The 19,265-nt window shown below is 69.7% G+C and carries 16 protein-coding genes and 7 pseudogenes; 12 read left to right on the top strand and 11 right to left on the bottom strand.

Features of this window, described 5'->3' with window-relative positions:
- Positions 1-373: 373 nt before the first annotated feature.
- Positions 374-2,110, bottom strand: coding sequence for an immunity 49 family protein (locus OG594_RS45100; RefSeq protein ID WP_266608892.1), 1,737 nt, complete (start codon positions 2,108-2,110; stop codon positions 374-376).
- 177 nt (positions 2,111-2,287) lie between these two features.
- Here OG594_RS45100 and OG594_RS45095 point away from each other — a divergent pair, with 177 nt between their 5' ends.
- Both OG594_RS45095 and OG594_RS45090 read left to right on the top strand, forming a co-directional pair.
- On the top strand, positions 2,288-3,415 hold the full coding sequence (locus tag OG594_RS45095; RefSeq protein WP_323185468.1) for a hypothetical protein: 1,128 nt from the start codon (positions 2,288-2,290) through the stop codon (positions 3,413-3,415).
- A 406-nt stretch (positions 3,416-3,821) separates the two neighbouring features.
- A complete protein-coding gene (locus tag OG594_RS45090) occupies positions 3,822-4,262 on the top strand; it encodes a hypothetical protein (protein WP_266608428.1) in 441 nt (146 codons plus the stop codon).
- A 116-nt stretch (positions 4,263-4,378) separates the two neighbouring features.
- On the opposite strand, the gene OG594_RS45085 is transcribed toward OG594_RS45090, so the two are convergent.
- Positions 4,379-4,651 carry an isoamylase early set domain-containing protein gene (locus tag OG594_RS45085; RefSeq protein ID WP_266608426.1) on the bottom strand — a complete coding sequence of 91 codons (273 nt, stop codon included), beginning with the start codon at positions 4,649-4,651 and terminating at the stop codon, positions 4,379-4,381.
- 206 nt (positions 4,652-4,857) lie between these two features.
- Between OG594_RS45085 and OG594_RS45080 the strand changes: the two genes are divergently transcribed.
- From OG594_RS45080 to OG594_RS45070, 3 genes are all read left to right on the top strand, one after another.
- Positions 4,858-5,004 (top strand): hypothetical protein, encoded by a 147-nt coding sequence (locus OG594_RS45080; RefSeq protein ID WP_266608425.1) that lies wholly within the window; start codon positions 4,858-4,860, stop codon positions 5,002-5,004.
- Between the two features lie 282 nt (positions 5,005-5,286).
- Positions 5,287-5,484, top strand: a complete 198-nt coding sequence (locus OG594_RS45075) for a hypothetical protein (RefSeq protein WP_266608424.1) — start codon at positions 5,287-5,289, stop codon at positions 5,482-5,484.
- 290 nt (positions 5,485-5,774) lie between these two features.
- On the top strand, positions 5,775-6,239 hold the full coding sequence (locus OG594_RS45070) for a hypothetical protein (RefSeq protein WP_266608420.1): 465 nt from the start codon (positions 5,775-5,777) through the stop codon (positions 6,237-6,239).
- Positions 6,240-6,569: 330 nt separating this feature from the next.
- Here the strand turns inward: OG594_RS45070 and OG594_RS45065 are convergent, their stop codons facing one another.
- Positions 6,570-6,959, bottom strand: coding sequence for a helix-turn-helix domain-containing protein (locus tag OG594_RS45065; RefSeq protein WP_266608417.1), 390 nt, complete (start codon positions 6,957-6,959; stop codon positions 6,570-6,572).
- A gap of 122 nt (positions 6,960-7,081) precedes the next feature.
- Here OG594_RS45065 and OG594_RS45060 point away from each other — a divergent pair, with 122 nt between their 5' ends.
- Positions 7,082-7,915, top strand: a complete 834-nt coding sequence (locus OG594_RS45060) for an enoyl-CoA hydratase/isomerase family protein (protein WP_266608416.1) — start codon at positions 7,082-7,084, stop codon at positions 7,913-7,915.
- 231 nt (positions 7,916-8,146) lie between these two features.
- Here OG594_RS45060 and OG594_RS45055 read toward each other — a convergent pair whose 3' ends face one another.
- The gene (locus OG594_RS45055) at positions 8,147-8,371 is read right to left on the bottom strand and encodes a DUF6480 family protein (protein ID WP_266608415.1); all 225 of its coding nucleotides are present in this window, start codon (positions 8,369-8,371) and stop codon (positions 8,147-8,149) included.
- A 569-nt stretch (positions 8,372-8,940) separates the two neighbouring features.
- Here OG594_RS45055 and OG594_RS45050 point away from each other — a divergent pair.
- Positions 8,941-9,486 (top strand): type 1 glutamine amidotransferase domain-containing protein, encoded by a 546-nt coding sequence (locus tag OG594_RS45050; RefSeq protein WP_266608889.1) that lies wholly within the window; start codon positions 8,941-8,943, stop codon positions 9,484-9,486.
- A 188-nt stretch (positions 9,487-9,674) separates the two neighbouring features.
- Here the strand turns inward: OG594_RS45050 and OG594_RS45045 are convergent.
- From OG594_RS45045 to OG594_RS45030, 5 genes and pseudogenes are all read right to left on the bottom strand, one after another.
- Positions 9,675-10,123, bottom strand: a pseudogene (locus tag OG594_RS45045) (SRPBCC family protein).
- Between the two features lie 188 nt (positions 10,124-10,311).
- A pseudogene (locus OG594_RS47475) lies at positions 10,312-10,524 on the bottom strand (hypothetical protein); the annotation flags it as partial.
- Positions 10,525-10,684: 160 nt separating this feature from the next.
- Positions 10,685-11,212 carry a hypothetical protein gene (locus OG594_RS45040; protein WP_266608414.1) on the bottom strand — a complete coding sequence of 176 codons (528 nt, stop codon included), beginning with the start codon at positions 11,210-11,212 and terminating at the stop codon, positions 10,685-10,687.
- A gap of 1 nt (position 11,213) precedes the next feature.
- Positions 11,214-11,756: a hypothetical protein gene (locus OG594_RS45035; RefSeq protein WP_266608412.1), complete on the bottom strand. Its 543-nt coding sequence runs from the start codon at positions 11,754-11,756 to the stop codon at positions 11,214-11,216.
- Positions 11,757-12,172: 416 nt separating this feature from the next.
- Positions 12,173-12,766: pseudogene (locus OG594_RS45030) on the bottom strand (HAD family hydrolase).
- A 430-nt stretch (positions 12,767-13,196) separates the two neighbouring features.
- Here OG594_RS45030 and ppk2 point away from each other — a divergent pair.
- The gene (ppk2, locus tag OG594_RS45025) at positions 13,197-14,234 is read left to right on the top strand and encodes a polyphosphate kinase 2 (RefSeq protein ID WP_266608410.1); all 1,038 of its coding nucleotides are present in this window, start codon (positions 13,197-13,199) and stop codon (positions 14,232-14,234) included.
- A gap of 59 nt (positions 14,235-14,293) precedes the next feature.
- Here the strand turns inward: ppk2 and OG594_RS45020 are convergent.
- Positions 14,294-14,827: pseudogene (locus OG594_RS45020) on the bottom strand (CHAD domain-containing protein); the annotation flags it as partial.
- 34 nt (positions 14,828-14,861) lie between these two features.
- Between OG594_RS45020 and OG594_RS45015 the strand changes: the two are divergent.
- Both OG594_RS45015 and OG594_RS45010 read left to right on the top strand, forming a co-directional pair.
- Positions 14,862-15,119, top strand: a pseudogene (locus OG594_RS45015) (YhjD/YihY/BrkB family envelope integrity protein); the annotation flags it as partial.
- A 52-nt stretch (positions 15,120-15,171) separates the two neighbouring features.
- Positions 15,172-15,951 (top strand): annotated as a pseudogene (locus tag OG594_RS45010) (phosphatase PAP2 family protein); the annotation flags it as partial.
- 95 nt (positions 15,952-16,046) lie between these two features.
- Here the strand turns inward: OG594_RS45010 and OG594_RS45005 are convergent.
- Complete coding sequence (locus tag OG594_RS45005; RefSeq protein ID WP_323185467.1) at positions 16,047-16,454, bottom strand: ATP-binding protein; 408 nt, start codon at positions 16,452-16,454, stop codon at positions 16,047-16,049.
- Between the two features lie 661 nt (positions 16,455-17,115).
- Between OG594_RS45005 and OG594_RS45000 the strand changes: the two genes are divergently transcribed.
- A complete protein-coding gene (locus tag OG594_RS45000; protein ID WP_266608407.1) occupies positions 17,116-18,399 on the top strand; it encodes an AI-2E family transporter in 1,284 nt (427 codons plus the stop codon).
- A 47-nt stretch (positions 18,400-18,446) separates the two neighbouring features.
- Positions 18,447-19,235, top strand: a pseudogene (locus OG594_RS44995) (peroxidase family protein); the annotation flags it as partial.
- Between the last annotated feature and the right edge of the window lie 30 nt (positions 19,236-19,265).

The raw sequence follows: 19,265 nt of genomic DNA, 5'->3' as shown, positions 1-19,265 counted from the left end.
CGGCTGGGTCCGCGCCACCGGCGAGCCCGTACCCGCCCCATCGGCCCGTTCTGCTCACCGTCACCGCGCACATACATCAGGCCACGGGGCGATCCGGTGTGTGGAGAACGGGATACCTCCCCCGGAAGTCGCCGACGAGTCAGCTCGGCAACAAGCCGGTCCAGCTCGTTCCGCAGTAACCCCACCCGCTGCCGGGCAGCGACCTCCCGCTCCTCGATCAACCCCATCACCGACGGCATCTGGCACCTCCGCCAAAGAGAGAACACGACGTGTCATCTCTATTGCAGCGGAGGCAACTTCACGCTTGACCAGCGGAAACCCGGCCGTCACACCCGGAAAGACAAATGATTCTAAGAATGAACCTGACCAAGCCCTACGAGAAGGGTTCAGCGGCCCGCAGGAGGTACTGCGGCAGGTAGGGGGACTCCACGCGGATGGCCCAGCCGCGGCGGCGGGCGTGGCAGGCCAGAGCGAGGACGTCGAGGTTGACGGAGACTTCGGGGCCGTCGGCGCGGTCGGCGACCTGGTAGTAGGCGCGATGGGTTTCGAGCGCGTCGGCCAGGGCGAGGTTGAAGCTCTCCTCGTCGCCCTCCACGAGCTGCGACAGCAGCACGGCCGGCGGCATCGCGAAGCCCCAGTCCTTGGCCTTCTCGGCCTCCTGCAGCGCCCGCTGCGCGGCGGCCTCGGGCCCGGCACCCGTCAGGTAGGCGTGGAGCGCTTCGCGGTACGCGGTAAATGCGGATCCGTCCGGGCCTGCGAAGGTGGGGCCGGTGAGGACCAAGGGGGCGAGATCCTCGCGCCCTCCGGTGATCAGGGCGAAGGCGACGGCCGTCTGCCAGTACCCGGCACCGGCTTCCCTACCCCGCTTGGCGGGGTAGCGCAGGGTGCGCCCGCCGATGGACACCTCGACCTCGGTGTCCGGCTCCGCCAGCGCGACGCGGAACAGGGCCGCCCCCATCTGAGAGGCCAGCCGAAGAGTGGTGAGCTGGGCGTCCGCAACGTCGCCAGGGCTTCCTGCCCGCCACTGGAACAGGCGCTCCTGGTCCTCCAGCACGCTGCCCAGACGCCAGACAGCAAGGGGCTTGCCGTCGACGGGAGCGAACGCTTCGTGGAGGTGTTCCTCGTACATGGCCTCGACCCGCGGGATCCCATCACGCTCACAGGCCGGCCGCTCCACCACCAGCGGGCCCGCGGCGAGCGCGGCGACAGCGTCCGGCCGCCGGTCCCGGCCGAACCCTCCGACCCGGGGTCCCCGCGTCTCGAAGCCGGTGACCAGCGCGTGCGGGAGGTAGTCCGTGTGGACGGACGGCGCCCAACCCAGCGTCCGGTATGCCACGGCGGCGAGTGAGATGGGGACGAGAGGGAGGAGGGTGCTCGGGGAGGCCGTCGGGCCGTGCAGGGTGGCGTGCCTGGTCAGGAGGTCGGCGAGCGCGGCATTGAAGGCCTCCCGGTCCTCCGCTGCCAGGGCGCGCAGCGTGCGCAGCGCCATGCTGTCGGGCCGGTCCAGGAGGGGCTCGCCGGTCTCTGCGGCACGGGCACGGATGCGGTCCAGTGCCGCGTCGACGGCGCGGAGCTTGGCCTGCGCGCTCGGCGGGTACTCCCCGTCGCCGGCGTCGTCCAGGACCACGGCCGTCAACCCCGTGGCGAGCTCGCCGAGGGGCGTTCCCTGTGCGTGCTCGGCGAACTTCTGCCGGGCGAAGTGGAAGGCCTCGCCGTGCCACTTCGCCTTGTCACGGAGCACCGCCAGGCACAGCGCGTCGATCCACTCCCCCGGTGTGACCCGCTCCTCGGGGGCGTCGTCACCCGGGTCGTAGCTCATGCCGAAGTTGACGTACTCCAGGAAGACGTTGAAGGTGCAGTGCGGGTGGTACGCGGCGTAGGCGACGGCGCCGACCGCGGCCTCGGAAGCGTCCTTGAGGGCGGCCATGGCCTCCGGGGTGTCGAGGTCGGGTGTTTCGACGGCCAGGGCGCCGAGGTATTCGCGGAACTCGTCCGCGATCGACTGCCATTCGTACGTGGCCATGCGGCCGGCCCTCGACATGGAGTGCACCTGACGCCCGATACGGTTCGTGAAGTCCTCGCGCGCTGCCGACACGGCGGCCCCGCCCACCTGGTGACGCTCTATTCGCACTGCCCTGCTCCTTGATCGAATCTCTGCACCAGCCTAAGCGCGGACTCTGACAGGCCAGCGACATGACCACGGCCCCGTGCCGTGCCGCGTCGCGTCGCTCCAGGAACCCAGCGCGGCGTGCAGGCGGACGGGGCACGAAGGGCGTAGGAGTGGCGAGTGCACCTCTCGCCGCCCGTCGAGGCGGTTTTCGACGCCGAGCTGGTGGTCTGGCACGACGGCCGACTGGACTTCACCGCTCTTCAGCACCGGGCCCGGCTCTGCGGGGCCCGGGCCGAGCACGCCGCCCGGAAGCAGCCCGCGCACGTGATCACCTTCGATCTACTCGAGGTCGCCGGGGCCGTCCTCATGGAACAGCCCCTGCATCAGCGCCGGAGGGCGCTGGAGGACCTCTTCGCGTCCCTCGGGCTCGCCGCGCCCTGGGCGCTGTGCCCGCAGACCACCGATGCCGCGACGGCCCGAGCCTGGCTGGACCCGGTGTGGGGAGCAGCGGGTATCGAAGGCCTGGTGATCAAGAATTCCGGCTCCCGGTACCGGCCCGGGGAACGCGGGTGGCAGAAGCTGCGGACGCGCATGTCGGCGGAAGGAATCATCGGCGCGGTCACCGGCAGTGCGCGTGCGCCCCGCAGTCTTCTGCTCGGCCGGCTTGACGCGGCGGGCCAGCTGCGGCTGGTGGCCCGCTCCACACGGCTGTCCCGGAACGCGGCGGCCGAGCTGGGCGCGGTCCTGCGTCCGGCGGGATACGAGCACCCCTGGTGGGGCCGGAAGTTCTCGGCGGGGTGGGGAACGAAGGACCTGCTGGCATTCCAGCCCGTGGTGCCCGACCTCGTCGCCGAAGTCGACGCCCACACAGCCCTCGGCCTAGGCCGCACCGGCATCCGGTGCGCTACCTGTGCCTGCGGGACGACATGGCTCCCGGCGACGTCCAGGAATGACCGACGGCCGCTCGCCCGGAGTGAGAGCCGGGTTACAGCCGTAGCGTCCAATCCTGGACGCCAGGACGCCCGTTCCCTGGTCATGATCGGATTCTCATCCGCGACCAGTAGGGGGTACCGCTGTGCCGGTCCTGCGCCAGATCACCACATGCACCCGCGCTGTCGACCGTGGTCGTCGAACGCCGCTCGCGGGCACGGGACCGGCCGGTGGACTATCGGCTGGAGGTCTGCCACCGCCACCGGTGGCTGGCGAGCAGCTGGACCGGGCGCCGAGGCCCGGAAGGCGCCGGAGGCCGGTGCGGCACCGTCACGGACTCCGGTCCGTCGCCGCGATCGTGCAATCCCATGTTGAAATGTGGCTCCTGGCGTTAACCACCAACGCCCCCGAGGACCACGACGGCGACCTCGCGGCCACCCTCCGCGCAGGATACGAATGGCTGACCACTCACCTGGAGCCGACCGGTTTGGCAACAGCACTGGAACACGCGGCCCGGATCGCTGAAGCGACGACGGCCGGCACCCCTACAGTCGGCCGAGGGCCAGGCGCAGCTCCTGGCCGCGCTCAGCATGGCGGAGACGCTCGCCGCCGACGCACGCGGAGCATGAGCCAGCCCCATCCGACGGCGAGGACGTTCCGGCTCCGCCAGGATCCGGCCCGGCGGTGCTGCTCAGATCGGTCGTCACAAACTGATCTTGGACACCCTCTGTCATTGGCGCAGCCAGACTTCGGAACTTCAGTAATTGACAATGGATGGGTTATGGGGATGGTCGAGGGGCTCTGGAAGTCCGGGGAAATGCCGCCTTGCGACGGTCTGTACCGGCCGGACGACACTGGCTTGGAGTTGCATGTTGACGGCCCGGGGACGTACCACCCGGATGCCGGGCAGCCGATTCCCTTTCGTATCGGAGGGCCGTTCGACGTGGCCCAGGCCCTTGAGGGGCACTACGTCGATGAGGTGAACACTTGCTTCGAGGGCCCGCTACCGGACGGATCAGGATGGATGTCCGGCGGGGGTGGCGGGATGGGCAACATCGGTTACCTCGCCCGTCTCAACGCCGACTCATCGTTGCGGTGGGTCGCCGTCATGTTTCTTTCCAACCCATTCGTCAGCGTGCACTACGAGGGCATGCGTGCCACCTTCACCAACGACTGGGGGAACCTGCTGGTCCTTGACCTCATGACCCCTGCTCTTGACTGACCCCCACTCGCCCACAATGGCAGGTCGTGCTTTCACGGCTATCGGCCGGAGACCTGGAAGCCTTCGCCGTCGTGCCGGGTCAACCAACAACCCGACCGGACTTCGGAACTACTCCTCTAGGTGTGCAGGCGGCTGTTGGGGCCGTCCTGCTCGCCGCTCTCCTCGTTGAACCAGTAGTCACCGGCTGCCAAGTAGCGGAACGAGTGCGCGCTCTCGGAGGGCAGCTCGACCGTGACGGCCCGCTTGCCGTCCTTGCGCGGCGTCAGGGTGTGCACGCCGGGCTGCCAGTCGTTGAAGTCGCCGACCACGCTGACGTCCCCGGGCGGGATGTCTGCGGGAAGGATGAAGGTGACCTCGGTGCGGTCCTTGCGCAGCGTGCGCTCCAGCATGGCAATCGGCTCCTGACGGCGCGGATGGGTAGGTAGGTTGCGCTCATCTTCGGCACCGAAGCCGCGGCCCGTATGCCGACGCATCGGCGGCCGCCCGGACACCACCCGCCCGCCATACTCCGTAGCCGAAATTGTGCGTAACGCTATGGTTCATATCGGCTTGGGCGGGAGGAATCAGCATCCCCACGCATCGAGGAGTCGCCGTCATGGGCGGTAAGCAGGACAAGCGCCAGGACCCGGTCCACCCCGAGCCCGGCGCCCCCTCCTGCGGCAGCCAGCGCCCCGACGACAACAAGCGGCGCCGCGAGGAAGACCCGTTCCAGGGTGAGCGCGAGCGCGACGAGGGCGTCTGAGCACAGGCGGTACCCCACGCACGCAGAGCCCCGGCCGGGCCCGTTGTCACCCGGCCGGGGCTCTGTCACGCCGTCGCCGCCGGCCCGGGCAGGCCCGCCCGACGCCGTACTGGGCCCCCGACCGGACCCGGTACGGCGTGGCCCCGGGCAGGAGGACCCGGGGCCACGCTCAGCCGGCCGCGCCGGGCTGCTGACCACACACGGCCACCATGCCAGCGGCCACACCCCGAATTCAGGCGGCTCGCCGTGCGGCGGGCCGCCCCCGCTCGTCAACGCTTTGGCATGGGGCAGCAGTCGGGGGCATGGTGGAGAAATGATCTGGCCGCCCTGCTGTTCGGCCCGCACGGAATCGAGGGGCTGACCCGGATCCGCCCCGACGTCTACTCCGCAGACGAGGAGCTGTTCCAGGCGCTTCTCCCGCCGCTCACTGCCGACGTACTCAGCTACTACCTCCCGTACCAGTCGGATCGACCGGCGTGACGCTGGGCCGGTCGCAGGCGTTGAAAGCCCGACACGTGCCGGCCGGCCCACCACCCCGGGCCGGTATCCGTGTGACGGTCCCGCCACCCCGTCCGGTGGCGGGACCCACGTCACTGCCCCGGCAGCGGCGGGCACAAGCGCTCGCGCAGGTACAGCAGGGCCGCGTGTCCGCCACGGCCGCAAAGTCGGCCAGCAGGGTGCGGATGCGTGCCTCGTCGCCGTCACGGACCGCCCGCACGATGTGCTCAACAGTCTGCCGGGCCCGGGGATCGATGCCTGCCGGACCGACCGTGGCCCAACCAAGACCGGCCGGCCCGGCAGACTCGCCCCGCCCGGCACCCGCCGAGGCGCCTCACACCCCATGCCCTCCCCAACGGACCGCGCTGCCGCAAGGGCACTCGTTCGACGGTGAGCGTTCCACGCTGGGTTCGCACCTCGCAGCGAACATCGTCCAGCGCTGGTTCGGTGCCCCTGGAGAGGATCCGCTGCTCGTACTGCAACGCGCCTCCGGCGAACGCCCGCAGGCGGCAGAGGCGCTGGCCTCCTTCCTCGACACGAACTCGCTGGAACCGCTGCACCGCTACCTGTGCGACAGCGGACTGGACGACGCGGACGCCCGCAGCCGAGCCGCAGCGATCGACGCCTTCGTGCTCGGCGTCTCGACCCGCCGCCGGATCCTGCGTTCCGAACTCGGCGACCCCGCTGAGCTCCAGGCCTGGCTGAGTGCCACCATCCAACGCCTCGCCGACGGGTGAGCACGACAGCAAGGCTTCGGCGGCGAGTTACGTTTCGGAGGTGCGGGGTGCGGCCTGACCACCGGGACCACGCCCCGACAGCGATTTCCTTGACCGCCACTCTGGAACTTGGCCACTACCTCGGCTACCTCGGCGGTGATCTGAATGCAGAACCCCCGGTGATGGTGACGCGGCCCCCGGGCCGCTGAAGGGTCAGCACTGCGTCGTACCATCCGGGCCGAGATGCCCACGGTTCAGCAACAAACGCCATGAGGGCTGCTGGGGTTTACCCAAGGCCGGACTCGGATGCCGAAGCGGTGCCCGGAATAAGTCGTTCTCGGACGCACCTTCTCAGCTCTGACCACGTTGGTCGTAGTCCATTTGGCGCGCCCGGATCTCGTCCGCGTTGGTGACCGTCCAGTCATACAACCGACCGAACGGCTCCCGCAGGGATTCGCCGAGAGGCGTGAGGGAGTACTCGACCCCGACCGGCGAGGTTGGCAGCACGCGGCGCACGATCATCCCGTTGCGCTCCAGGCGGCGCAGGGTCTGGGTCAAGACCCGTTGGGTCACGCCTTCGAGGCGGCGCTTGATTTCGTTGAACCGAGTGGGCTTGTCGAGGACAGCCATCACCATCATCGACCACTTGTCAGCGATCTGGTCGAGGATCGGGCGGCTGGGGCAGTCAGACCGGTAGACGGTGTCGATGCCAGCGCCGGCGCCGGTTTCAAAGGTGGCCATGTCGGTATCCTTCGCGATCCTTGCGATGTCGAAAGTGCGTTATTGACGCCCGTCGCCCGTCATCGCACGCTGAGTATGCATCAGGAACCTAGATGCATACCAGGTACCGACAGGGGATCGCCATGAACTACGACGCCTACACGACCCTGCGGGTGAGTTGCGAGGACGGCACCGCGCGCGTCACCCTCGACAACCCGCCCGTCAATGTTCTGGACGTCGCCATGATGGCCGACCTCCGGCACTTGCTGACCGCGCTGAAGGACGACGACTCGGTTCGCGTGATCGTGTTCGACAGCGCTAACCCGGAGTTCTTCATAGCCCACGTCGACATGTCGCTCGTCGACACGCCAGATGCCTTCGACGAGCTCGCGGCCGACCTTCCGGACGGCGCCAACGTCTTTCAGGCATTGGGGGAGCTGCTTCGGCACCAGCCCCAGGTGACCATCGTCAAGCTTGCCGGGATGGCGCGCGGAGGAGGGGCGGAGTTCGTTACGGCGGCGGACATGGCGTTCGCGGCGATCGGCCGCGCCGGGATCGGTCAGATCGAAGCTCTCATGGGCGTCGTCCCCGGTGGAGGAGGCACGCAATACCTCGCCGGCCGGGTCGGCCGCAATCGCGCACTGGAGGCGGTGCTGGGTGCGGACCTGTACGACGCTGAAACCGCAGAGCGCTACGGCTGGGTGAACCGGGCCGTCCCTGCTGACGAACTCGACGCCATCGTCGACCGCCTCGCCCGCAATATCGCAGCCCTGTCCGAGGGTGTGATCGCGGCGGCCAAGCGCGCCATCGCCCCAGAGGACCTGGCCGAGGGTCTCCTGCGGGAGCACGACGCCTGGGCGGGCCAGATCATTCGCCCCGCGGCCGAGCATTTGATCCGCGGCGGACTGGCCCACGGCGCCCAGACCCGCGACGGCGAGCGCGAACTCGAGGACCTGCTCAGGGGACTGCCCGGATAGAACCGGGAGAGGAGCGTTCGAAGTCCTCGGCCACGTGTTTGGGCACGGCCTTCGCGTGGCGGACCAGCAGCAATCGGCACCAGGCCGCCGAGTGGGAGGACGTCGCCGGTGGCGGGGGACCCGAGGACGTGATCGTCCCCTTCGCCGCGAGGCGGGTGCACAACCGCTGCCTGCCCTCGTTTGTCCGAGTGAGTTCAGCGCAGCCGGCCGTGCCGGCCCCGTCGGAATGGGTCAGACGTTCAGCATGATGGCGTAGGCAAGGAAAAAGAGGGCGCAGGCCAGGGCCACCAGGCAGGTCACCAGGAGAGGACCCTTACCCCAGCCGCGCGTCAGGGGGCGGTACGGACCCGCGCCGGAGCCGGTGCTCGACTCGCCGGGCGGAGTCTCGCCCGGCGGTACACCGCCGCCGTACGGTTGGGGTGTGTTCCGCGGGGGGTCTGGAACACGTGCGGACATGTCTGCCTCCTCGCCGCGAAGGCCGGGCCCGCCCTTCTGTCAGGTCGGCCGGGGCTGTGCTGCGCCTACCCGCCGCTTGGCGGCCTACTCCTCGCGAACCGCCCGGTCAGACCCTGGATCCGAGGCGGCCCGGGGCACGCCACCCACGGAGAGGGCGCCACCGGGAGGGCGGATTCCGGCGCGTTGTCAATGATGGTCCGGTCGTTTCGAGTCGCCCTGCGGCCTTCGCTCTTGCCTATCACAACGCCGTCCTTCTTCTCTTCACGAGAGACCTTGCGTCCGGGTCCGGGGCGCCGAAGCATGCTCATCGCCTTCGGAGGAGCGCTTCATGCGCAGGCCGTTCTGCTGACGGGTCGAGTCACCGTCCGGTGACCACCCGTCCTGGGGTTCGAGGTGCCTGCTCCTCGCGGACGGATCGGCCGGGCTCTGGTTCAGGTCCGTCGGCGGGGGAAGGCGCGGAGAGACCGAGTCGAACGCTGGGCGCGAGCCGGTGTGGCATCCATCGGCCTGCTCCGCTGCGGCGGCGGTCCACAGGGGTGACCGACACCCCGACGAAGGGAGTGAGCGCCATGCGCATCGCGTTTCTGACCGCCCCGGAGGGCGTGGAGGAGGTCGAACTCACCACGCCATGGAAAGCCGTCGAGACGGCCGGGTGGATTCCCCAGCTCGTATCCACCGAGCCCGGACGGGTGCAGGCCTTCAACCACCTCGACAGGGCCGGCACCTACCCCGTCGACCACCTTCTGGCCGGCGACACCTCGGATGCCTTCGAGGCGCTCGTGCTGCCGGGCGGTGTCGCCAATTCGGACGCACTACGCATGAACGAACGGGCTGTCGGCTTCGTCCGGAGCTTCTTCGAGACGGGCAAGCCGGTCGCGGCGATCTGCCACGCGCCCTGGACCCTGATCGAAGCCGACGTCGTGCGCGGCAGGACACTGACGTCGTGGCCCAGCCTGGCGACCGACATCCGCAACGCGGGAGGCACCTGGGTCAACGAGGAAGTAAAAGTATGCCGCGCGGCCCCGGCAACGCTCATCACCAGCCGCGGGCCCGACGACCTCGACGCCTTCTGCACCACGCTCGTGAAGGAGTTCACCCTCGCGGCCCAGGCGTGACGGCCCGGTGCCGTCCCGGAGTGGGGATTGAGGTGGTGCTGACTCCGCCAGGGACGCTCGTCCCCGCGGACGCCTCTGCCGGCGCGCGCGAGTTTCGGATCTAGGAATCCCCGCTGCACCCTTCGGCGGCTGCCGCGCATTCCTTACCCGGCGCGCGGCCTTGCGGGGCGGCGGTCTCGGGCTCCGGGTCAGACCTGGCCTCGCCACTGTCCGGTGGCCGAGCCACGGTCTTCGATGGAGTGCTTGAAGCGCCTCAGGTCGCCCTTGACCTGCCGGTCGACGAAGCCGCGCTTGTCGCCGACGTTCTCCGCCATCCCCTCGGGGTCGAAGTCCATCATCAGCGTGACCTGCGTATGGGTGGGATCGATGGCTCGAAGGTCACCAGGCCGGACTGCTCGCTCTCGCCTCCGACGGTCACCCACGCCACCTTGGTGTCCGTTATCTGCTCCGTGATCTCCGCGTGGAACTCCCGCTCGACACCGCTGATCCTCGTCACCCAGTGCGTGAGCGTGTCCGTGCGCTGCTCGATCCGCTCCACCCCGTCCATGAACTGCGGGAACGACTCGAACTGCGTCCACTGGTCATACGCCGTACGGACCGGCACGTCGACCTCGATGGACTCCTTGACCTGCGACATGGCTGTCTCCTCTGGTCTGGGGCGGTGAAGCGGGGGCCGAACGTTCTCGGGCCTGTCCGACTATGCAGGGGTACCCGCATCCGTGCCCTCGCGCCGCGCGCCTGCCCCGCCAACCAGGTCGTGACTCCCCGAACGAGCCCACTTCCCCCGCCAGGAAGACCCCACCAGTCGCGACCTGAGAGAAACCCTCAAAGGCTGGAACGGGAAGCCGACCAACCGAGCAGGCACGGCGCGACCCAGCGATAGACGACACCTGTAGTGGTCGCTGCCTTCGAAGGTAGCGATGCCGTCTTCGCCCGAGCGACTGCGGTCACCCCCGTCAGGCCGTACACGTACCGCAGGAACTCCCTGCTCAGCGGTAGGGGAGCGACCAGCACGTCCCCCGGCCGGAGCAGCCACGCCTTCCGCGGCGCCTGCTGGGCCCACTGAGTCTCGCCCCACGCAGCCCCTGCCGCGCGCGGCTGGGCATGAAGGCGGGGAACGGCGCAACCCGGCCCGCCTTCTCGCGCTTACCACCGAGCTCACTCCGAACGGCTCGAAACGGCTCTGTTACGGAGTCGGTCAGGTATTCAGGAGGCGGTTAAAGAACGACCGGTAATGCTGCAGCGCCAGCCGCAGGTCTTCGGTCGCTACCTGCTCACCTTGGCCCCACTGCTCCTCCAGGCCCTGCTTGTGGGCGGAGAAGGTGCGGGCGAGGGTCTGCATCACTTCCGCAACGAGGGCGTCCGCCGACGTGACCGCGTCCTGCGGGTCATCGACGAACCGGCTCTGTATCTCACTCCATTTCTTGTGGTAGTCCGCGGTGTCCTCGGCACCCAGCAACGGTTCGTCGGCGCCTGCCTGCGCCGGGCCGGTCCCCGCCTCGCGATCCGTCGGGCGTTCGTCCCCGCCTTCGTGGGTCTCGCCCTCCTCGGCGGCCGCGCCCATGGTGGCCTCCCCCGGGTACACGGGCGGCGTCCGGCCGTCGGCCGCCGCTTCGCCCGATTCGGTGTTAGTGCCGGTGTCCGGAGTCGGCACGGGGTGGGCTATGTCCTCCGTCGTGATGCCGGCGTCGCCGGCTCGCTCGTCACTGCTCGCGTGGTTCCGCATGTCACCGGCTCCTTTGATCACTCAACAGGTCGTCGAACAGGGCGCGGTAGTGCACCATCGCCCCTCGCAGTTCCTCGGTGGTCGTCTTCTGATCAGTGCTGCGCACCTTGACGTCGTGGGCAGCCCGGTAGTGCTCCAGGGTCCGGCCGTGCTCGACCGAGAGGTCTCGCAGCTGACCGCGGTAGTCGTCCGTGGGATAGCCTCGCTCGCGCATCAGTCGCGCGACCAGTTCGTCAGCCTCCTCCACGGAGCCTTCCGGCCGGTCCACGAAATGTTCCTGAACGCTGCTCCATTCAACGGCGTACTGGTCTCGCCGCTCGGCAGGGAGCTCCTTGATCTCAAGCTTGTCGTGGCGTTGCTCGCGGGCTCGTAGCTCGCGTTCGGCGGCCATGCGGCCGCCCTCGGCCTCGACCGTGCGGTTGTACTCGGGGCCGAACTTGTTCTGGAGACGACGTCGGCGGGCCGCCATCCACAAGCCGACCGCGAGCGCGATCACGATGACCGCGGCGATGGCAACGATGGCTATAAGCGTGCTGGTTGACATGGTTGGCCTCCAACTTGGAGCCCTCACTGGGCGGCACTCACGCGGCTACCCCGGTCTCCTGGGGACAATCCCTACCGGGCCCTCCCTCGACGATTTCGCGCACCACCACGAAGGGTGACGGGGCCCGGTTTCATTTCCCCGGTCAGCTCATATGGGCTCAGTCGGGAGGTTCCGGCAACGTGGGCGGTTCGGTAGTGGAAAGCTGCTCTGGGGCTGGGTCGGCCGGGGGCGGCTTGTCCCCGGGGCCGGCGGGGTGCGGGTCATGGGGAACCGCATCCGGGGTCATGGGGGACCGCATCCGGGCCTATCGGGGTGGGCCCGGGGCCCTCGGGTTCCGGCTCGGTGGATCGTTCCATGGGGCTCACCTTGTGGTACGTGTCGTTCTCGTACGCTGCGCCTACCCAGCAGGTCATCGCTCAAGCGGTGTGGTCCGGCGGTCTGCGCCTGTCCGTGAACGGACTGGTGTCGATGTGCGCGAGCAGGTCGGCGGGGTGCCGGTACACGGCGCGCGCCCCGGCTTCTTCGAGGTCACGCTGCGAAATGCCGCCGCAGAGCAGCCCCACGCATGCGACATCGGCCCGGGAGCCTGCCTGCATGTCCCACACGGCGTCGCCGACGAACACGGAGTCACGGGCGGCGGCATCGGCGAGGCCGAGGGCGTGATGCACCGGTTCCGGCCTTGGTTTGCCCTCGCTCACATCGTCGGAGCTCGCCGTCGCGGTGATGGCGTCGTCGGCGTCGACGGCCCGTCTGAGCGCGTCGAGCTCGGCGTCCTTCGCCGAGGTCACGAGCGGCGGTCCAGCTCGCGCAGCAGATCCGCCGCCGCGTGCAACGGGGGTAGCCGGTCGAATTACGTGCCGCAGAGGGTGCTGTGCGCGGCGCTGAGCGTGTCGTCCTTGCTCAAATCCCGATGCTCGCCCAGCAAACGGGCAAGGAGGTCATCGCCAGGCAGTCCGATCGCGCGGTGGATCGAGGGTGCCGTCGACATCGAACAGCGTGGCGCGGTTCATGTCCGCCTCCTGCAAGGCTCAGCAACCGAGCTCTCGCCTGAAACCCGGCTCGTTCACGGGGAAGCCGTTAGGTCGCTGCTGCGCCACATCACCTCGGCCCTGGACGATGCGGGCGACCTCAGAGAGGTCAGTGGCCTCATCCATTGGCTCCTACAGGAAGGCTCCCCCGCTGACGGCCAGCGCCGCGCCCTGGCAGAAGGCGGACTGCCCGGACTGCTTTCGCTGCTCAACGCTGCGACGCCCACGGCCTGATCCCGGGAGCATGCGCTCTACTCGGAGGGACCTCTCCCCTCGTCTGCCCCACCGGACGGTGCAGTAGGCATCCGTGCGGAATTCGCGGGTCAGCGGGATGGCACGCCGCTGCGGGCGCGGTGCCGCTCTGCCCCCTGGAAGGCGGTGTGAGGGAGTCCGGCCGGGTAGGCGCACCGGTATGGACACCTACGGAGTGCGGCAGCCGGACGGCGAGGACCTGCTGGCGGGGCTGAGTGTAGATGATCGCCGTCCGGAGCAGCCGGTGCTGCTCGATGCGGACGGGTACCCGATCCGTACCTGGCGGGAGAACTATCCCTACGACCGCAGGGTCCGGCGCGGTGAGTACGAGCGGACCAAACGCGTCCTGCAGATCGAACTCCTGAAGCTCCAGCGCTGGGTGAAGGAGACGGGAGCCCGGCTGGTGGTGATCTGCGAAGGGCGGGACGCCGCCGGGAAGGGCGGCACGATCCAGCGATTCACCGAACGCCTCAACCCGCGTGGTGCCCGGATCGTCGCCCTGGACAAGCCGACCGAGCGGGAGACCGGCCAGTGGTACTTCCAGCGGTACATCGCCCATCTGCCGACCGCCGGTGAGATCGTCTTCTTCGACCGCTCCTGGTACAACCGCGCCGGAGTCGAGCGCGTGATGGGTTTCTGCTCCCCGGCGGAGAACGAGCTGTTCCTGCGCCAGTGCCCCGCTTTCGAGGCCATGCTGGTGGCCGACGGGATCCTCCTGGTGAAGTTCTGGTTCTCCGTGTCCCGCGCCGAGCAGCGCACCAGGTTCGCGATCCGTCAGGTCGACCCGGTCCGGCAGTGGAAGCTCTCGCCCACGGATATCGCTTCCCTCGGGCTGTGGGACGCGTACACGACCGCCAAGGTCGACATGTTCCGGGCCACCGACACCGAGCACGCCCCATGGACCGTCGTCAAAACCAACGACAAGCGGCGAGCCCGGCTGGAAGCGCTCCGCAGCCTGCTGTGGCGCATCGACTACGACCGCAAGGACACCGCGGCCGTCGGGCAGCCCGACCCGCTGATCGTGGGAGCCGCCGCCACCCTCCTGGAAGTCGGCGAGGAATCCACCGACCTCTCCCCCACCGCGCTTGCCGGTCCCGCCCTGGGTCCCGGCCTGCACCCTCACGGCCGGCACGAGGCGCGGGCGCGGGCGCGCTCGACCGACGCGGATTCATCCGGTGGCACGCAGAGCCCTCGATGACAGGAACGAAGTACGCGTCCGCAGGCTGTCCCGTGCCCCTGCCTCAAGCAGCGGGCCGGTCAGCGGTAGAGCGCCTTCCGTCGAGCTGCGGGGCCTACGCGCGCCCAGGTCTCGGGGAGCCTGCGCTCGCAGTCGACGGCGGCGGCCCGCTCCTGACCGGCGAGCAGGCCCCAGGTGAAGCCGGGCTCCCCCGCGGCGTGCGCGGACACCGCCAGGCTTCGCAGCGCTTCGCCGGCCACGACTCTGTCATGGTGAGCTCCGGTCAGCCTCTGGACGGCTTTGGCGCGCTTGCCGAGGCGCTTGGCGGCCTTTCCCAGGGCAGGTCGGGCAGCCTCCGCGGCGTAGCGGAGTCTCTTGGCCGCCTTGAGGGCGTTGTGAATCGCCGTGCCGCGCTCCGCTCCGGAGGCGAGGTCCAGTGCGGGGCCCATCCGCCGGGCCAGTCGGCCGTAGTCCTTGCGGAGCGCTTTGACCATGACCCTTTCTGGTTTCCCGGCCGCCTTCGTGCGGAGCGGCGGGTCCTCGGTCAGGTGCTGTAGTGCGTCCAGCAGGCGCAGGTAGCGGCGCGAGGAAAGGGCCTTGAGGGTGCGTCGACGCCCTTGGGACCCGTCCCGCGCGTCCCACAACTAGCCGGGTTACACGTGGCTCGCATTCGGTGCCGTCGTCTACCTGGGGCTGTGGATCACAGCGACCTGGGCGTTGAGCCTGTACGTCGGCGCCAGCAGTACCTTCACCAGCGTGTACGGGCCGCTCAGCGCCCTCGTCTCGCTGCTGCTGTGGTCCTACCTGACCTCCCTGGCCCTGTTCCTCGGGCTCTCCTTCGCCGCCCAGCTGGAAGCCGTACGAGCCGGCGTACGCGAACCGGTCGCACGGGACCCCGGAGTCTGACGACCGCCGCCCGCCCCGCCGCCCGAACGACTCCGGGAGAAGGCCGCTACCTATGGCACAGCGCCCGCCTCGCTCCCGACGTCGCGCAGCCCGCGCGTTTCTGGCCGGCTGTTCCGGGCCGGACGCGGCCTTCGGGACGAGACTGCTGCTGACGGTGACGGCGACGACCGCTGTGACCGTGCCGTTCGTACTGGCCCTCATGCTCGTCGAATCCCAGTGGCCCCCGCTCCACCGCCTCGACCGGGACACGGCCGAACGGCTCCACAGCGCCGCCCTCGAAGACCCGGCGCGGGTGCGGGTCCTGGGCTTCCTCACGGACGTACTGTGGGACCCGGTGACCATGCGGCTTCTGGTGGCCGCCTTGGTGGTGTGGCTCCTGAGGCGTCGCGCGTGGCGCCTGGCGGCCTGGGCCGCCGTCACCGAGACGGCCGGCGCCCTCATCGGGTTCCTCACGAAGAACGTGATGGAACGCGCTCGCCCGCAACTGCCCGACCCCGTCGCCCACGCGCCCGGGTTCTCCTTCCCCTCCGGGCACGCCATGACCGCCATGGTGTCCTGTGCGGTGTTCCTCCTGGTCCTACTCCCGCTGGTGCCGCCCGTCTGGCGGCCCCTGCCCTGGGCACTGGCAGCGACGAGCGTGCTCGGAGTCGGCTACACCCGTGTCGCGCTCGGCGTGCACTGGGTCAGCGACGTCGTCGGGGGCTGGCTCCTCGGGCTCGTCGTGGTCACGGCCACGACGCTCGTCTTCGAAGCCTGGCGGGCGGACATCGGACGCCCTCGGAGCCACCTCGGGAATGGGCTGGAGCCCGAAATCTTCGGGACCGAACCCAAGCCGGCCCTCGGGTCTTCCGGTCGGCCCGGGCCCACGGACGGACCGACCGGAAGACCGAGCGTCCGCATCTCAGGCCACCGCGCGGGAACGGGCCGTCACGCGTCGGGGGATTCGCAGGCGTGCGGTCCTGAGTCACTCCTCGCGGTGTGCGGGGCGGGTGTCACCGGGAGATGGAAGCAGGCGGTGATCGTCTTGCCGCCGTGGAAGGAATGGGCGTCCCAGGCATCGGCGAGGGCGTCCATGATGGCGAGTCCCCGTCCGGAAGTCGCCTCGCGCGAGGGGTCGCGCGGGGCCGGCAGCTCCGGGTCCGCGTCGGCGACGCTGACGTGCAGGCACCTGCCGTCCCAGGTGAGCACCAGGCCGGCGCCGCTGTGGGCGTGGATGTGGGCGTTGGTGACGAGCTCCGACACCGTCAGCAGGACGGAGTGCGCGGTGTCGGGGGCGTACGTCGTCCACTTCAGGGAGTCCAGGCGTTCCGCGGTCCACCGGCGGGCTTCGCGCACTCCTCGGTGTATGGGGAAGGAAGTGGCCCACCCCTTGGCACGCATGGACACCGCGCTCACCTCGCTCGCGCTCTCGTGTAACGCCGGACGGTCGGGCCACGGGACGCTTGTCAGAACCGGCTCGCCCGGTGCCGGGCACGGTGCCCGCCGTGCCCGCCCCTGCGGTGGACGAGCAGCAGGGCCAACGCCATCGGCGCGATCAGCAGGACCATCGTCGTCATGGGAGCGCTCCTTCCGTCGTACTCCGTTCCTCCTGTGCATGTGGCCGCTATGAGGCCTCCGAAACCCCCGGTTCGTGCCGTCCGGCTCCATTTCCCTCGACAACCCGGGAGCGGTGAGCGGCCTGGCCGGTTGTTGGTGGAGACCTCGCCGAGCTTCCCCGCGTAGGAGCCGAGGGTCCCTCCGACACCCAGCCAGACCACGAGGAGGACGAGCAACAGCCACCGGGCCGGGCGGGACGAGGTGCGCATGATGTACCCCTCCCGGGGCGGGCACCCCAGGGACGAAATGCAGCGCTTCCGCATCACTCCCCGGCCTGATGCGCCCCGCACGCCCGAATTCCGTTCGAAGTTCGTCCGAACCCTCTCCGAAACGCGTCGGGCCGCACCGGCCTGATCCCCGGAATCCGGGGCAGCCGGCCTGATGAGGAAGGAGGGCGCGCATGCCCGGAATCCGTACGTGGCTCGGTCGCATGAAGGACGGCGCCGCGGCGCTCGGTGAGCGTCGTACGCAGGTGCAGGCGCGGCACGAGGCCGAGCTGCTGGCCGAGCGGCAGCGTGTCGCGGAGGGCCGCCGGGCCCGTCCGCGCAACCCGGACCCCGCCCGGGCGGTGCCCTGGGGCGTACGGGTCGCGGCCGAGGCCGGCTGGCGGTTCCTGGTGCTCGCGGCCGCCCTGTGGGTCATCATGCGGGTGATCGGTTCGGTCCGGCTCGTCGTCCTCGCCTTCGCGGCCGCGCTGCTGATCACCGCCCTGCTGGAACCGACGGTCGCTCGGCTGCACCGTGCGGGGCTCGCCCGGGGGCTGTCCACCGCCCTGACCGCGCTCTTCGGGTTCGTCGTCCTGGGGCTGATCGGCTGGTTCGTCGTCTGGCAGGTGCTCGACAACCTGGACAATCTGTCCGGGCGGCTCCAGGAAGGCATCGAGGAGCTGAAACGATGGCTCCTCGACAGCCCCTTCCACGTGACCGAGCAGCAGATCAACGATGTTGCCGGCAGCCTGAGCGATGCCATCGGCACCAGCACCAGCGAGATCACCTCGACCGGGCTCCGGGGCGTGACCGTCCTGGTGGAGATCATCACAGGCACGCTGCTGGCGATGTTCTCGACGCTCTTCCTGCTGTACGACGGCAGGCGCATCTGGGAGTGGACGCTGAAGCTGGTCCCCGCAGCCGCCCGGCCGGATGTCGCCGACGCGGGCCCGGCCGCCTGGGGAACGCTGACCGCCTATGTCCGCGGAACCTTGATCGTCGCCTTCATCGACGCACTCTTCATCGGTCTCGGCATCTACTTCCTGGGCGTGCCGCTCGCCGTGCCCATCGCCGTGGTGATCTTCCTGGCCTCGTTCGTGCCCCTCGTGGGCGCCGTCGCGTCCGGGGCCCTCGCGGTGGTCGTCGCACTGGTCACCCAGGGAGTGTTCACCGCATTGATGACCCTGCTGGTGGTGCTCGTCGTCCAGCAGATCGAGGGCCACGTGCTGCAGCCGTTCATCCTCGGCAGGGCCGTACGGGTCCACCCGCTGGCCGTGGTCCTGGCGGTCGCCACCGGCGGAGTGGTCGCCGGCATCGGCGGAGCGGTCGTCGCCGTCCCGCTGGTCGCCGTGGCCAACACGGTGATCGGGCACCTGCGCGCCAACGACGGGGACGACTGTTCGGCGGACCGGTCCCCCGTACCGGACAAGGAGGAGCGGGCGGATCCGCCCACGGCGCCGGACCGGGAACCCTCCTGACACCCGGGCCCAGGGCGCGGGCTCCGCGTGAACACGGCCAAGGTCGGACGGTTGCGCTCTTGGTCGGCGGCCACACGTTCGGCAAGTGCCACGGTGCGGTCGGCCCCGACTACATCGGGCCCGAGCCCGAGGCCTGCCCGATCGAGCAGCAGGGGATCGGCTGGAAGAACACCTACGGCACCGGCAGCGGCGCCGACGCGCTCACCAGCGGGCTGGAGGGCGCATGGACCACCGAGCCCACCACGTGGGACAACGGCTACCTGGACAACCTGTTCCGGTACGAGTGGGAACTGACCACGAGCCCGGCCGGTGCCCAGCAGTGGACCCCCAAGGACCCCGCGGCCCAGGGCACGGTGCCGGACGCCCATGATCCGTCGAAGCGGCACGCGCCGATGATGCTGACGACGGACCTCGCGCTGCGGATGGACCCGGTCTACGCACCGATCGCGAAGGGCTTCCACGAGAACCCGGACCGGCTCGCCGACGCGTTCGGCAAGGCCTGGTACAAGCTGCTGCACCGCGACATGGGTCCGGTCTCGCGCTTCCTCGGCCCGTGGATCCCCGAACCGCAGCTGTGGCAGGACCCCGTACCCGCGGTCGATCACGAGCTGGTCGCGGCCGAGGACGTCGCCGCCCTCAAGCGCACGATCCTCGCCTCGGGGCCGTCCCTTCCCCAGCTGGTCACCACCGCCTGGGCGGCGGCGTCGAGCTTCCGCGGCACCGACATGCGGGGCGGGGCCAACGGAGCCCGAATCCGGCTCGCGCCGCAGAAGGACTGGGAGGCCAACGACCTGCCCGAGGTCACCGAGGTGGTGCGGAAGCTGGAGGGGATCCAGCTAAAGTCCGCCGCAAGAATGGATCTTGTT

This window comes from Streptomyces sp. NBC_01214, assembly GCF_026340975.1.
Lineage (GTDB): Bacteria > Actinomycetota > Actinomycetes > Streptomycetales > Streptomycetaceae > Streptomyces.
This window is presented reverse-complemented; position numbering and strand designations above follow the sequence as displayed.